12 protein-coding genes are annotated in these 14614 nt (G+C 52.1%); 1 reads left to right on the top strand and 11 read right to left on the bottom strand.

Going from position 1 to position 14614, the window contains the following annotated elements:
- Positions 1-227: 227 nt before the first annotated feature.
- Complete coding sequence (locus BM334_RS02270) at positions 228-875, bottom strand: response regulator transcription factor (RefSeq protein ID WP_092837330.1); 648 nt, start codon at positions 873-875, stop codon at positions 228-230.
- 297 nt (positions 876-1172) lie between these two features.
- On the bottom strand, positions 1173-3116 hold the full coding sequence (acs, locus tag BM334_RS02265; protein WP_092837327.1) for an acetate--CoA ligase: 1944 nt from the start codon (positions 3114-3116) through the stop codon (positions 1173-1175).
- 459 nt (positions 3117-3575) lie between these two features.
- On the opposite strand from acs, the gene BM334_RS02260 reads away from it, so the two are divergent.
- On the top strand, positions 3576-4769 hold the full coding sequence (locus tag BM334_RS02260; RefSeq protein WP_092837325.1) for a DcaP family trimeric outer membrane transporter: 1194 nt from the start codon (positions 3576-3578) through the stop codon (positions 4767-4769).
- Positions 4770-4958: 189 nt separating this feature from the next.
- Here BM334_RS02260 and pgsW read toward each other — a convergent pair whose 3' ends face one another.
- The 9 genes from pgsW to BM334_RS02215 form a co-directional block, all read right to left on the bottom strand.
- A complete protein-coding gene (pgsW, locus tag BM334_RS02255) occupies positions 4959-6110 on the bottom strand; it encodes a poly-gamma-glutamate system protein (RefSeq protein ID WP_092837322.1) in 1152 nt (383 codons plus the stop codon).
- A gap of 30 nt (positions 6111-6140) precedes the next feature.
- A complete protein-coding gene (pgsC, locus tag BM334_RS02250) occupies positions 6141-6716 on the bottom strand; it encodes a poly-gamma-glutamate biosynthesis protein PgsC (RefSeq protein ID WP_092837319.1) in 576 nt (191 codons plus the stop codon).
- Positions 6713-7930, bottom strand: a complete 1218-nt coding sequence (gene pgsB, locus BM334_RS02245; protein WP_092837316.1) for a poly-gamma-glutamate synthase PgsB — start codon at positions 7928-7930, stop codon at positions 6713-6715. The genes pgsC and pgsB overlap by 4 nt, the downstream gene beginning before the upstream one ends.
- Before the next feature lie 252 nt (positions 7931-8182).
- Positions 8183-8764: a hypothetical protein gene (locus BM334_RS02240; RefSeq protein ID WP_092837313.1), complete on the bottom strand. Its 582-nt coding sequence runs from the start codon at positions 8762-8764 to the stop codon at positions 8183-8185.
- Positions 8761-10032, bottom strand: coding sequence for a murein transglycosylase domain-containing protein (locus BM334_RS02235; protein ID WP_092837310.1), 1272 nt, complete (start codon positions 10030-10032; stop codon positions 8761-8763). The genes BM334_RS02240 and BM334_RS02235 overlap by 4 nt, the downstream gene beginning before the upstream one ends.
- Positions 9992-10744 (bottom strand): hypothetical protein, encoded by a 753-nt coding sequence (locus BM334_RS02230; RefSeq protein ID WP_092837307.1) that lies wholly within the window; start codon positions 10742-10744, stop codon positions 9992-9994. The genes BM334_RS02235 and BM334_RS02230 overlap by 41 nt, the downstream gene beginning before the upstream one ends.
- On the bottom strand, positions 10744-12033 hold the full coding sequence (locus BM334_RS02225) for a hypothetical protein (protein ID WP_241970885.1): 1290 nt from the start codon (positions 12031-12033) through the stop codon (positions 10744-10746). Before BM334_RS02225 ends, BM334_RS02230 begins: the two co-directional genes overlap by 1 nt.
- A gap of 31 nt (positions 12034-12064) precedes the next feature.
- Positions 12065-13468: a hypothetical protein gene (locus BM334_RS02220; RefSeq protein WP_092837304.1), complete on the bottom strand. Its 1404-nt coding sequence runs from the start codon at positions 13466-13468 to the stop codon at positions 12065-12067.
- On the bottom strand, positions 13465-14598 hold the full coding sequence (locus tag BM334_RS02215; protein WP_092837301.1) for a hypothetical protein: 1134 nt from the start codon (positions 14596-14598) through the stop codon (positions 13465-13467). The genes BM334_RS02220 and BM334_RS02215 overlap by 4 nt, the downstream gene beginning before the upstream one ends.
- Positions 14599-14614 lie beyond the last annotated feature (16 nt).

The following is a 14614-nucleotide window of genomic DNA, read 5'->3' as shown; positions in this document are numbered from 1 at the left end:
TTCCCTTTTCCTTCTTGGTTTTAGGAAACTATACCTTAACAAATATTGGCGCAACTTTTAACAACCAATCAACGTAAATCTAACTGAACAGCAAAAAATTTATAAAAGCGCACAAAGGCATGCGCAATTAACTCGCAAAAAACTATGGGAAACAACGAGTTGAAAAGTTTTCCGGTCGCTCAAACTTCACATCTGACCAGTTTGTAATCACCTTTGTAATTAATTCGTTACGGCGCGGGGGTTTCTAACTGTAAACGCTCAGCAAGCAGCACCGCCTGCGTGCGGCTGTATACGCCAAGTTTACGGAAGATAGCAGTAATGTGGGCTTTCACCGTGGCTTCAGTAATACTTAATTGGTAGGCAATTTGCTTATTTAACAAGCCTTCGTGTAACAAGTACAATACACGGTATTGTTGGGGGGTTAAATCAGCGACTTTTTTGGCGAGTTCTTGGTCTTCGTCGGTTAAGTTGTCTAACCTGCCACGCATAGCTTCGGGCACCCAAGTGTCACCTTGCAAAATGACATCAATGGCCTCGGCAATTTGCGCCGAAGGTAAGCTTTTCGGAATAAAGCCAAGCGCACCAAAACCAATGCACTTGGCGACAACCGCAGGGTCATCCGAACCCGAAATAATGGCCACCGGCAATAACGGGTAGTCTTCGCGAATGCGAATTAACCCGTATAAGTCACCACTGCCGGGCATGTGCAAATCTAACAGCAGCAAATCAAGATCATCGTCTTCGCTAAGCGCCGCCAGCGTGGCGTCTAAATCGCCCGCTTCACGCAGCGTTAATTCAGGATAATGGTTCGCAAGAGCGCCCTGCAGCGCCTCACGAAACAAAGGATGATCATCTGCTATTAAAAATTTTGCCATATTCGATCCGTTCCACGTCGGTACGCGTCGCCCGTACCCCGGCGTTTCACGCCGGGACGTGCGCAGCACGGTTATTCCATTCGGCACCGCCTATGCCCGTACCCCGGCGTTTCACGCCGGGACGTGCGTAGCACGGTTATTCCATTCGGCACCGCCTATGCCCGTACCCCGGCGTTTCACGCCGGGACGTGCGTAGCACGGTTATTCCATTCGGCACCGCCTATGCCCGTACAATCGCGACTCTGCGCGTCACCCGGCGTAGAACGCCGGGCTACAAGCCCGTTGCTTTGCGCCGGGCTACTTATTCAGTCGATTTTCGATTAACGAATCTACCACAGACGGATCGGCAAGCGTAGAGGTATCGCCTAAGTTTTCGAACTCATTGGCGGCAATTTTGCGCAGAATACGGCGCATAATCTTGCCCGAACGGGTTTTTGGCAAATCAGGCGTCCAGTGAATAAAGTCAGGCGTAGCAATGGGGCTCAACTCTTTACGCACCCAATCGCGCACCTCTTTGGTCAACTCATCAGACACTTCTGTGCCCGCCATGGCCGACACATACACATAAATACCCTGGCCCTTCACATCGTGTGGATACCCCACCACAGCGGCTTCAGAAATCTTCGGATGCTCAACCAGCACCGACTCAATTTCCGCGGTACCCAAACGGTGACCCGACACGTTCAATACGTCATCCACTCGACCAGTAATCCAGAAATAGCCGTCTTCGTCGCGGCGCGCACCGTCGCCCGAGAAGTATAAGTTTTTATACGCCGAGAAATAGGTTTGCTCGAACCGCTCATGGTCACCCCACAAGGTACGCGCTTGTCCCGGCCACGAGTCTTTAATCACCAAGTTGCCATCAACCGCACCCTCAAGCTCATTACCGTCGGCATCCACTAACGCCGGCTGCACCCCAAAGAATGGCCGCGTCGCCGACCCCGGCTTCAAGTCAGTCGCACCCGGCAACGGCGTAATCATAATGCCGCCCGTTTCGGTCTGCCACCACGTGTCTACAATCGGGCAACGGCTCTCGCCAATCACTTTGTAGTACCACTCCCAGGCTTCAGGGTTAATTGGCTCGCCCACTGACCCCAAAGTACGCAATGACTTACGCGTCGAGGTTTCCGCAGCAGCAGTGCCCTTCGCCATCAACGCACGAATTGCTGTTGGCGCGGTGTATAAAATATTCACGCTGTGCTTATCAACCACTTCACCAATGCGGCCCACGCCCGGATAGGTTGGCAAGCCTTCAAAAATTAACGTGGTCGCACCGTTCGCTAACGGCCCATAAACAATATAGCTATGACCAGTAATCCAGCCCACATCGGCCGCACACCAGTACACGTCGTCTTCATGGTAATCAAACACCAGCTCGTGGGTCATCGACGCCCACACCATATAACCACCGGTAGTGTGCAACACACCCTTCGGCTTACCGGTTGAACCCGAGGTATACAAAATAAACAGCGGATCTTCCGCGTTCATCACCTCTGGCTGACACTCCGCTGGCACATCTTTCACCAATTGGTCCCACGCCACGTCGCGACTGTCGTCCCACTCGGTTTCACCATGCGTTACTTTAGCCACCACCACATGCTCAACACTTGGGCAACGACCATTGCGCAAAGCTTCGTCTACGTTAGCCTTCAATGGCGTGGTTTTACCACCACGACGACCCTCGTCGGCAGTCACCACAACCTTCACGCCACAGTCATTCACACGATCAGCAATCGCGTTCGGCGAAAAACCACCAAAAATAACCGTATGCACCGCACCAATACGCGCACAAGCCAACATCGCGTAAGCCGCTTCAGGCACCATCGGCATATAAATCGCCACGCGGTCACCCTTCTTCACGCCCAACTTCTTCAAACCATTGGCAAAACGCGACACCTCATGGTGCAGCTGCTTATAACTAATCTCATCACTAACACTTGGGTCGTCACCTTCCCAAATAATCGCCGTTTTATCACCGCGCTCCGCCAAATGACGGTCCACACAGTTGTAGCACGCATTCAAGGTACCATCCTCAAACCACTTAATGCGCACATCGCCCGGCGCAAAACTCGTCTCTTTCACTTTGCTAAACGGACTAAACCAGCTAATACGCTGCCCATGCTCACGCCAAAACCCGTCAGGGTCTTTCACGCTCTGCTCATACATGGCTAAATAGTTGTCATTATTGACCAGTGCCCGCGCCTTGGCATCCGCCGGCACTTTATACGTCTCGTGCTGCATAAAACCTCCTACTTCGTTATTCGTTATTCGTTGTTCGTGCGCGCTTCGCGCTGTTCGTCCGTTCGGCTACGCCTCACTGTTCGTCATTGGTGTTTTGCGAACAGCGCGCAGCGCGGACCAACAGCGAAGCGCACGAATAACGAATAACGCATTTTTAAATTGTGTATACCTTCAGATATTGAGCTCGATCAAGCCATTAGACCATAGTCTAGATTGATAATTACCGCATCATGTTAAAAGCTTAAACCATACGTGCTTCGTTATTCGTGCACTTCGTTGTTCGTGCGTTCGGCTTCGCCTCACTGTTGGTGATTGGCTTTTCCGAACAGCGCGCAGCGCGGACCAACAGCGAAGTGCACGAATAACGAATAACCTATAAAGCCGCGCTAAGGCACCCGGCTAATATCTAATATCCAATAGCTAATATCGTATTTGATCTTACAAAACAGGAGCACAGCAATGTTGCATAAAAACCTAACCAAATCGCTAATTGCCAGTGCAGTACTTACCGGCTTAGCAGGCGGCGTAACCACCACCGCGCAAGCTGCCGACGGCCCAGAATGGTCATTTAGCGGCTATGTCAAACTCGATGCCATGATTTCAGACTATGGCGATGGCTCAGCCGGTAATGGCACTGACCGCAACATTGGCCGTCAGTTCTATATTCCAAGCTTAACGCCAGTGGGTGGCCAAGGCGATGACCAAGTCACCGACTTCCACGCCCGCCAATCGCGCTTCTTCTTCGACGTCAAACAAACGCTCGAAAACGGCGAAGCCATTAGCGGCCGCATTGAAATGGACTTTTTGACCGTACCAAGCGGCGACGAGCGTATTTCTAACTCGTACGCGCCACGCTTACGTCAGGCTTACTTAACTTACAAAAACTGGATGATCGGCCAAGCCTGGTCAAACTTCCAAGACTTGAGTGTTTTGCCAGAGTCAGTTGACTTTGTTGGCGCCACCGACGGCATGGTGTTTATGCGTCAACCGCAAGTACGTTACACCGACGGCAACTGGTCGGTCTCCATTGAGAACCCAGAAACCACCGTTGGCCTTGTCAACCCAGGCACCGGCGCTGTCGCACGTCAAGCAACCGGCGAAGGCATCATGCCAGACTTCACCGCTAAGTGGAAAAACACAACGGGCAACTTGTCATACAGCGTGGCCGGCCTTTTCCGCCAGCTTGCCTATGACATTGACGGCAATGGCTCAGACGAAACTGCAGCAGGTTACGGTATTACCGTCGGTGCCAAATACGCTTTTGACGGCGGCAACGACATTCGCGCGTCGTTTACCACCGGTAAAGGTATCGGCCGTTACATGGGCTTAAATACTTTCAACGGCGCCTACGTAGACCCGAGCAACAGCCTAGAAGCCCTAACTGTTAGCGGTGTTACTTTTGCATACCGCCACCACTGGAACGACACTACCCGTTCTAACTTTGTTTACAGCCGCGGTTGGGCCGACAACAAAGACAACCTTGAAGGCTCGTTGGCAACAGAATTCACCCAACGCATTGGCGTGAACCTGATGCACTCAGTCGACAAAAAACTCACCTTCGGTGGCGAAGTTTCGCTAGCACAACGTGAAAACGAAGCTGGCCAAGACGGCGACCTAACTCGCCTACAATTCATGGCCATGTACAGCTTCTAAACCGTAGCCCGGCGTTACCTTACGGAAAGCGCCGGGTGGGGCAACGCCCCGTTATTCTCTTCAACACCGCAACGGTTTATACATTTACTTCAACACTGCAACGGTTTATACATTTACAACGCTTCGCGTTACCCGGCGTATAACGCCGGGCTACGCACGTCCCGGCGTTACCTTACGGAAAGCGCCGGGCTACACCATGGGTTTGGTGACGTTGCCGTGGGCGCCGGCGCGGTTGAAAATACTGGTGATACGCGCTGAGCGTACAATCAGCCAGGTCATGCCAAACAAGCCCAAGCCCAATGCAAGCGCCAGCCAGCGGTTGTACACGGTGGCCGAATAAATGCCGCCGTTGCCAACGGGCACTGGCTCTACCGGCGCAATGGGCAAGCCATAGCGGTTCGCCAAGTTTTTAATGCCAATAAAGTGCACGCCTGGAATATCTTCTTGCAAGAAATAGCCCATCACGGTGTCGACCGCAAACGCGCGCGCTGGTGCGTCTTTTTGCAGGCCCGACTTAAACATATCGTCAATACCTGGCGGGCCCACAATCGTTGCACCACCGCCCACATTCACGAACGCTTTGTAGCTACGATCAGCCGAATATTCACGGAAAATCGCAATACGATCGGCCACCGCTTCTTGATAATTCGCCGGCTCGATCATGGTAATACCAGCGCGGTTAATTGACCCACGCAGTGAATCAATACCTTCGTCAGCAATACCAATACCGCGGTCTTCAATACCGCCCAGCGAAGCATAAATTGGCTTCATCGAAATGACGCCAGCGGCGCGCAGCTCGCGCTCCATGTCCAGCCAAGTAAAGCCTGGCACATTGGCGCCCCATTGTGACGACGACGCAGAGGCAATAATAACAGCGTCAGCGCCCATGGCTTCTAGCGCCGAATATACGGCTAAGTTCATGGCCGGAAACGAGCCGGAAACCGTCACCGCAACTAAATCACCTTCCTCAACCCCAGCTTCGGCTAACAGCTTTACCGCCACCGCCGCCCAATTTGGGTTAACCGTGGTTTGTTTTGACTCGCGTCCACCTTGGTTGGTGGTGACCACCGAGTTTTCTAAGCCGATTAAGCCCGAACGCTGCGGATCAAACTCGGGGTTAATGGGTGCTCGCGCGGCACGCAATGGCTTCAATACGTCCATGCCTTCGCGCATAATTTTGGCGGCGTTGACCATAGTGGCGTAGTTTTTGTCCACCACTGGGTCACGTTGACGCAGGTTCTCGGCTAACACCAAAGCTAACAACGCCAGCGCAATTAAAAATACTTGGCCCCACAGCGGAACACCTGAAGAGCGCCAATAAATTTTGGTAAATTTACTCATGTTAATACTTCTCCTTGACCTAACTGGTGCTTACCAACCTGGCATTTGAAACGCGCGACTCGCTTCGTACATGTGCAGCGACTCGGGCATAATGGCGATCAATGCTAAGCGCACCAGTACCGCGGTGACGGCTAAGCCACACAAGGTTTGCAGCACGCCCTGGCGCTCAAACCAAATGGCTATTAAGCCCGGAATAATGTAGCCAATAATACTGCTTTCCATCACCATCATCATAAAGTTTGACTCCAGCGCTTGAACTTGGGCTTGCGCTTCATCTACGCCGGCTATCATTTGTAAGTCGGTCCAGTTCACGAGGTTGCCAATAAACAAGTCAAACAGGCCGGCAATAATGTAGCCGGTTAAAATCATGATGATGGTTTGACGGCGGCCATACACAATCACGAAACTCGAGACGATTTTGACGATTAAATAGGTCGCAAAAGCAGCAACTAGCGTCAAAATAAGACTCAACGGGTCGGTCAGCTGCAGCGCAACATAACCGGGTACGACTAAACCGCCGGCGGCTAAACCTAAGGTTTGCGTGAGTAACAATGTGAAAAACAGGCCAATACCTATGGCAACAGCCAATATATTCAGCGCTATCATAAATCTTCCTCGTTTACGGCTCGGTTTTGGAAAAAGCGCGCGACTTCTTCGCCGCCTCCATGAATATTGCACATGCCAACAATCAGGGCGTTGCCAAAAGATTGTTCAAGCAGTACTTCGGTGATTTCGGTCATGTGTGCGCCTTCCATCACCAACAATTTGTCGGGGTCGAGCGCGAATTTCATGGCTTCACGCACAAATATAAAAGTGCCTGAGCCCATCAGGACCACTTTGTCAGCGGCGGTCCACTCAACCACTGCTTCAGCCATTTGTTGCGAGCGATGGGGCCGGTCGGCACGGCAGTTAATCAGCATGAGCGAACGCCGTTTTTTGCCGTCAATTTCACCGTGTTTGGCCAGCATGTTTTCCCAAATACGTCCGGTCGACTCGGGATCATTGGCAGCGAAGGCATTCACAAACACTAGCTCGCGCTCAAAGTAGCGCACGTGCAGCACTTGCATGGCACCAGCCTCAGGCTCAAGCGCAATCATGCCTTGCAAAGCGGCTGCGCGGTCGACGCCCAAGTGAGCACACACTTTCAACGCCAAGGCGACGTTTTCGGCGTGTTCCGCGTATTTGAATTGTGCGAGCGTTTCGTCAGAAATAGCAGCAACTTCATCTTCGGTGACACCATGCAGCTCGCTGCGGCGGTCTTGGCAGGAGTCTTTGAATACCTCGAGCAAGTCGCGCTCGGCGGTGAATAAGTTGCCGCGTACCGGCGTGCTGCCCGCTAATGCCAGCGCTACATCTCGCTCTCCGGGGCCCATCACGTCAAGGTGATCAGCTCGGGCGTTGGTAATAACGCCAACGGTTGAGCGCACCATGCGCAGTTCGCTTAAACTTTGATAATGCGGCTGCAGCGCCATACATTCCACCACCACAATTTCCGGTTTGAGGGTGGCCATGCGTTTGAGCATGCGCATTTGCTCAATAATGTTGGCACCGCTAATGCGGTAGATAGGAAATTCGCGACCGTCGGGGTCGGTCATGGCTGCGGCTGAGCCCGTGGTTTTGGCGCACACACGCTTGCCACCACCGCGCAGGCCAGCGGCTATGAGTCGGGTCACACTGGTCTTGCCGCGCGTGCCGTTCACGTGCACGCGCACCGGAATGCCACGCAGCAATAATCGGTGCCGCAACGCTTCAAAAGCGCCAGCAAACACCAATAACAACCAGATTAAAATGACAATACCGAGTAATACGGGAAATGACATTGGTTAATCCCTTTTCTTTAGAATGTAAATTACCTACGTAAGTGTATGTAAGTAATAGACGAAAAGATCGGGATTAACCAAGGTTTTACGTTTGTAGCCCGGCGTTTCACGCCGGGTGGGGCGAAGCCCCGTAAATATACGAACGTTTGCGGTGCAAATATACGAACATCTGCGGCGCTTAATAGAATAACCGTGCTGCGCACGTCCCGGCGTATAACGCCGGGCTACTTCATCCCGGCGTGTAACGCCGGGCTACTTCAACATGGCCTCTAATTCGGCTTTGGTCTTTTCAAGCATGAAGGTTTCGTACATGGCTTGCTCAGACATTGGGTCGGCGTCAACGCCGCTCATGTTCATCATGTTGTCGAACAGCTGCTTCGGCTCTTCCATAACCACTAACGCGCATAGCTGTTTTTGCCCGTCAATTTGCGCCAACGTTACTTCTTGTGGCACTGAGCCTTCAAGCACTTCTGAGCTCAACTGCTGGCTCGCCTGCTCAAAGGTGCTGCTTACCTCGGCTTGCACGCCTTCAGTGCCCTTGCTGCTGTAGGTTTTATCGAGCACCGCGGCACGGGTGCGAATTTGCTGGGCCAAATCATTCCGCGCAGCGGCAATCACTTGCGCACGGTCAATTTGCATCTGCCCACTCCATTGCACACACTGCGAGCTCGCCAAGGCACCATCAACCACTGGGTTAAACACCCAGTTTGGCGCGTTGTCTTGCTCGTTTTTAGTCACTTCACGCATAGTGTTTGCGCCGTCGTTCGAGCTACAAGCCGCTAACGTAAGGACAGCGCCTAGCGCCAATAACCCTTTGAATTTGTTGTTCATCATAGATTAAATTCCTCTTGGTAATGTTTTTGGCGCGAGGTTACTTTGCGCAAATAATTTTTGGTTTCTGTGGCGGGCAAGTTTGCCATTAAACGGTCATAAATCTGCTGCGCCGACATTCGATTCGCTACCCGATTGGCATCCGCCAACTTGTTACTGTTCGCAATGGCTTTTGAAACATTGCCCGGCCCAGTGTTGTAGGCTGCAATGGCTAAATATAAACGGCTTTCTGGGTCGCGTACATCTTTGAAGTAACGATTATTTAGTAAGTGTAAATAAATTGTGCCCGCCTGCACATTTTGATCGGGGTCATACAAATAATCAGCGGACAATAACTGCTGCTCGCCATGCATGTACTCAGTAATATCACGCCCCGCTGAAGTGGGTACAATTTGCATCAAACCAAAGGCCGGTATGGGCGAACGCGCCAACGGGTTAAAACTCGATTCGGTATGAATAATGGCCATGACCAAAGCGGGTGACAAGCCAACTTGCGCTGCATAAGCCTTCGCTAATGGCAGCATGCGGCTAGCCCGATCATTTCCGGCTGCTGGCGGTAACTTCACTTTCACCACGGTACGGTCAGCCCGGCGTTCTACCTGAGCCTGCTGTTTATTCACTTGGGCATACTGCGCCGGCAATACCGACTGCCCCTGCATGTGCGATGAGCTGCGCACATTGTTAAAGTTCATGCCGGCAGAAATATGAATGGGGTCTTGGCTAATTGCGGTCGAGAGTTTGGTCGAACCTAGCTCACGCACTTGCCGAAGCGCCTCGTTCACCGCGTTTTCCGTATCAGCAGCGGCATTGCCCGCATCTAAAATCTCTACCGTCACGGTATCCGTTTCATAGTCTACGGTGGTGCGCTGACGTTGGTCGTCGCTATATTTTACCCACTGGGTTTTGCTCGAAACCTTGGCATCGCTCCAGTGTTCGCGTAGCTGCTGAATGTAATTAGCTTCAGCTTGCTGCCAACGCGCCACAAATTCCGCAAAGGCCTTTTCTTGATCTTGTTTAAACTGCGAAAACTGCTGTTGGTTGCGCTTCTTAAATTCAGCAAAGTCTTGTGCCTGCGCTACTGCAACAGGGCTAGTGGCCAACTGACTAGCCACTACAGCACCACTCGCCAGCACACCGCTCACTAAAAAGCTATACGCCGCCATCGTCACTACGCCGGCACGCTTCCATGCTGGCTTACGTGCTGGCTTACACATGACCTTCAACATAGGCTTAGAAGTAGCTGGATAGATCTTTTGCTTGTTCAGCTTCATAGTTGCGTTTCCCTTGCTGTGCTGCCGGAATCAAGCGCCGACAGCCTACTGCGTCACACTGTGTCGCAAGCGCGAGCGCGTTATCGTACTGGTGCCCGGCAATATAAATCTGCATGGCGGCCGCACGCGCTGCGTCGAGTTGCAGCGCTTGTGCATCAAGATTGCTTTGCAAATAACTCAGTTGTTGCTCTGGTGCCGCTAGCTTGGCAATCAGCACCACGCCGTCGGCTGCACTCACTGGGTTACGTAGCGCCAACCCTAGCAAGCTTTTCAGCTGCTCAGAGGTTAACTCCGAGTACATTTGCCAAGCCGCACGCACGGCAGTGCCTGCCACATTTGCAGCGCTATCGCCCGCTTCCACCTTGCCCGTGCAACGAATTTCTTCGTCGTTATGGCTGACAACTTTAAAATCATGAATTTCGCCAGCAAAATAGCCGGCTTGCTCGGCAATGCTAAACCCCACCTGCTCGGCCAACGCATCGCGCGTCGCTTGCAATTGGGGTTGCACCAACTTATTGCGGCACAGGCTTACCCAAGCTTGCTCTGGCAACTTGCGGTCAATCACCACAGTCGCTTGCGAATCGGCCTTTGCCAAGCCAGCCGCAGGGCTAGCCGCCAACGACTCCCCCGCAACCGCCAACCCAGTCACGCCAATACCCGTGACCAATAGTCCCGACAATAGCCCCGATATAAAACGTACCGCGCTAAGCATTATAAGTCATCTTCCTTCGACACTTTACCAGAAGCACCACGCGGGTTCGCACCCTTGTTGTTCACGCCACCGCGTGCATCACGCGCATCTTTACCACGTGCTTTTTGATCACGTGCAGCGTCTTTCGCGGCCGCACTCAACGACGGTGCATAAACCGCCACAGTGTACTGCCAGTAGCCGTCTTCACTGACAAAGCTACGCAAGCCAACGCCTGGCGGCAATTGGCCTTTGGTTAACGAGCCATAATCTTGGGTCTCTTTAAACTGGTTCAAAAACACCGTGCGCTCTTGGTCAAGTTTTTCGACTTCGCTTGGGTCTTGCAACACAGGGTCTTCATATTCAAACTGTTCAGTTGACTCTACTTGGCTTTCGTCAAAGCTACCGCGCCAGTAAATTTCTTCACCTTGCATGGTGCCTAACAACGCAGCACGAGCGCGCGTTTGCGACTGGCGCATAGCCGCGTCGGCCAAACGCGAAGCAATACGGGCGTTATTATTCTGACGAATAATGGCAGAACCAAAGCCCATCAGCACCACTTCACCGGTGTTGGCGTTGGTTAATACTTTCGCGCCAAGCGGCGGCATCACACCTTTTTGAATGTCTGAAACCACTTGTTTAAACACTTCGTTCGGGTCTGAAACCACGTTCACCGCACCCGTGTTAGCTTGAATTTGCTCACGGGTTTTCGGGGTTGAAATCACACTAATACGCACTGATTTTTTGTCGGTGTCGTCAAACACATCGTAAGTCACATAACCAGCCAGTGAGCCGGCAACTGAGTCAGCACAGCCCTCTTTGCTGCTGGTTGAGGTGTTACCCATGCTGTCGGTGCCACTGTCAATGTAGTCCATTTGCATGCTAACTAAGTTGCTACATACAACTTCCGCGCCTTTTTGATATTCCACCAAACCCTTTTTGGCCGCCAAAAACGCTTGGTTATAAGCCGCGCGCTTCGACAATAAAGTCGCATTAATGTTGTCGTAGGTTTGGTATGAAGCCGACCCCGTAGACAGCAAGCCTACGCCGCTACCCACGGCAATGGTCATCACGCCGTCTTGGGTATTATCAATAAGCTGTTGGTGAGCAACACTCACTGCCGTTGCTTCGTCGGCGGCAATCACAATACCGTCTTCAACAACCACGTCTCCTTGTGGCTCGACCGCTTGCCCTGGACGCGCTGGTACCATGTCGGTTAAGTCAAAGTCCTGCGCCTGTGCTGGCACTGCCGCACACCCCATCCAAGCTGCCATGACGGCGACAGCGATACGATTTTTTGTCATCGACTTCATAGGTCGTCCTTAATTAACAAAGAATAATTAATTATAAAAATAGAATTTGAAATTCGTTTTCAAATTGCGCTTGTGGCAACGGGCCATTCAACACGGGGCCTAACGCCTGCTGCAGCGCTGAGGCTAAATCAGCGGCGCTGCCGTTATAACGCAATTGCGCTAACACCGTTGAACTATCGCCACCAACCACCACGTCACGTACGCCGCCGATGGTACGCAAGATACCCGGCAGCTCCTGGCTAGAAGCCATGTACTTACGGGCAATTTTAATTTCATGCACCATACCGCCTTGCGCCACCACCTTCATAAAGGCTTGGCGCAACGTTTGTTGCAACGCCTCGGTTTGCGTCGGGTCGGCTAAATGCACTTCCATCAAGTCATTCATCACCATGTCAGAGTCAGGCAATGCCAACAAACTCGGATCATTGCGCCATTTGCCGTAAATATTACCCGATAAGTCAGCCACCTGAACATTAAAGTCTAAGCTAGCATTGTTGCCACGACGGCGTAAATCACCAAACGCGGTAACTGTTAATGGCGCCGTTTTGCTCACTTCAATGCCGTTTTCTGACAACCACACCGCAATAAAGCTGCGTAACGGCTCTGGCGCGTCTACATTCACCCGCGGCGAACCAATGGCTTGCAATAAATCATTGCTGGCCTGGGCCACATCTTGTTGTGCCACCACTGCTTCTAAGGTTACTTTCACGCCACCGTTAGGTAACTGCTGGGTGTCTAACAACTGCCAGCGCTTGACAAAACCATCGCTGCGCGAGTGCAACTGTTGCGCCAATACGTCGCGCATGGATTCCTGCACGTCATCATTATTTTGCGCAAATTCTGAGTTGGAATATTGAGTAAAATTATTCTGCAACCACACGCCAACCACTTGCGAAACCGCACGCTTCAAGCCGTCCATTTCAGCAATTTGGCGCGCCGTTTGACCAGTTTTTGAAGGCCAACCTTCGCCATCAACCACCACCGCAACTTCGGCCGCAGCGTCGTCCCACTGCAAGCCGTCGTCGCTAACTGAGTCAGCGTCAGCGCCCTGTGGCAAAGTAACCACCACACAGGTGTCGTTGCCCTGAATATAAGGCTTGCCTAACACCACCGGCAGCGCCTGCGCCGACAGGCCGCTTTGGCTGCCTTGCTGCAAGCTTTCTAGCCAGCTAATTTGCGCTTCGTTGTCCACGCTGCTAAACGAGTCAGCACTGCGTTGAAATTCACGTAGCGCCGCCCCTTGCAAAAAGGTTGCCAGCTCGCTGGTTGCCTGCGCTTGAGCTTGCGCGACAGCAGTTGGCCCGCGCCCATAGGCACAGGCTTCTGCATAAATATCGCCATGGCTTTTAAAGCCCACGCTATCGGCCACAACAACGCTGGCTACCAAGCCACAACCCATCGCCAATAAACGATACGATTGTGTGCGTTTTATCATGTGCGGTTCTCCAAGAAGTTTGCTGGGGTACCTACCGATACCGCAAAAATTTTGACGCCGTTGGCTGGGCGATAAATACCGTTTTTAGCCACATTTTCCACTTGCTCTGCTACGTCACTGTTTTTCCACTGAGTAATTTCGCCAATGGCGCTGTTACGCGAAGGGTTCACGTGCGCCACACCAATGGGCTCCACAAAACCGGCTTCGTATTGAAAAATAATCATGGTTTCACCCGGTAAAACACCGGCGTTTTGGCCACGGTCTAGGCTCACTTGGTTGCCCTTAATACCCATCACCTGTGCGGTGGCTGGCATTTCTGACAACATACGAGTGAGCAAAATATCAATACCGCGCGAGGCCATGTCGTTAATCACCGCGTTTACATGCGCCGAGTCAAAATAACGGAAGCCGCTAACATAACGGTTATTGGCCATAATGAATTTCAGCTCGTTACGCTCGCGCACATCACCCGAAGTCACCCGCACTTTACCTAAGTTCGGGTACGACATCAGCTCACGCGTGAACGGGTTCAATACCGCTGAAGTCAGCTCCAAGGTGTAGTCCATCCAACCGGTAATACTGCCTTCGTTTTTCACTGTGCGCAGAGTGTCAATTTTTACCACGTAGTCGGGCTTTAACACGCGCTCAGCACTAGCGCGCTGCGCCAAATCACGCGCGCCTTGCTGCTCTAAGTAAGTTTCTTTTTCAGCGGCGATTAAATCATCGTCTTGAGTAATAATACGGAACCGGTTAATGCCACTAAATTGGTTTTCTAGCATCATCAATAGCTGGTTGTCGTCATACTCACGCAATGCTTGCACGCCCTGGCCTTCACCGCCCACGTCGGTGCCACCAAAGTACATACGCACCACGGGTTTCTTCAGTGGGCAACCGTCGTTTTCGTTGCTCGGGTCAAAAGTACAACGGTCTAAGCCTTGGGTGTCAAAATAGGCCGGAATTTTAATGTCGCTGTCTTTAAAGTCATAAGCACTGCGGGCAACCTGAGCCTGCGAAGAGCGGTTGGTGACGTTGGTTTTGCTGGTTTGCTCAGCAGGTGTCGACTGACACGCTGACAACACCAATACCGCCAGTGCCGATACACTAATTTGTTTAAATTGCTTTAGCTGCATGAAAATTTTCCTAGTC

Source organism: Pseudidiomarina donghaiensis (genome assembly GCF_900116895.1).
Lineage (GTDB): Bacteria > Pseudomonadota > Gammaproteobacteria > Enterobacterales > Alteromonadaceae > Pseudidiomarina > Pseudidiomarina donghaiensis.
The sequence above is the reverse complement of the archived record's forward strand: the minus strand, read 5'-3'. Positions and strand labels throughout refer to the sequence as shown.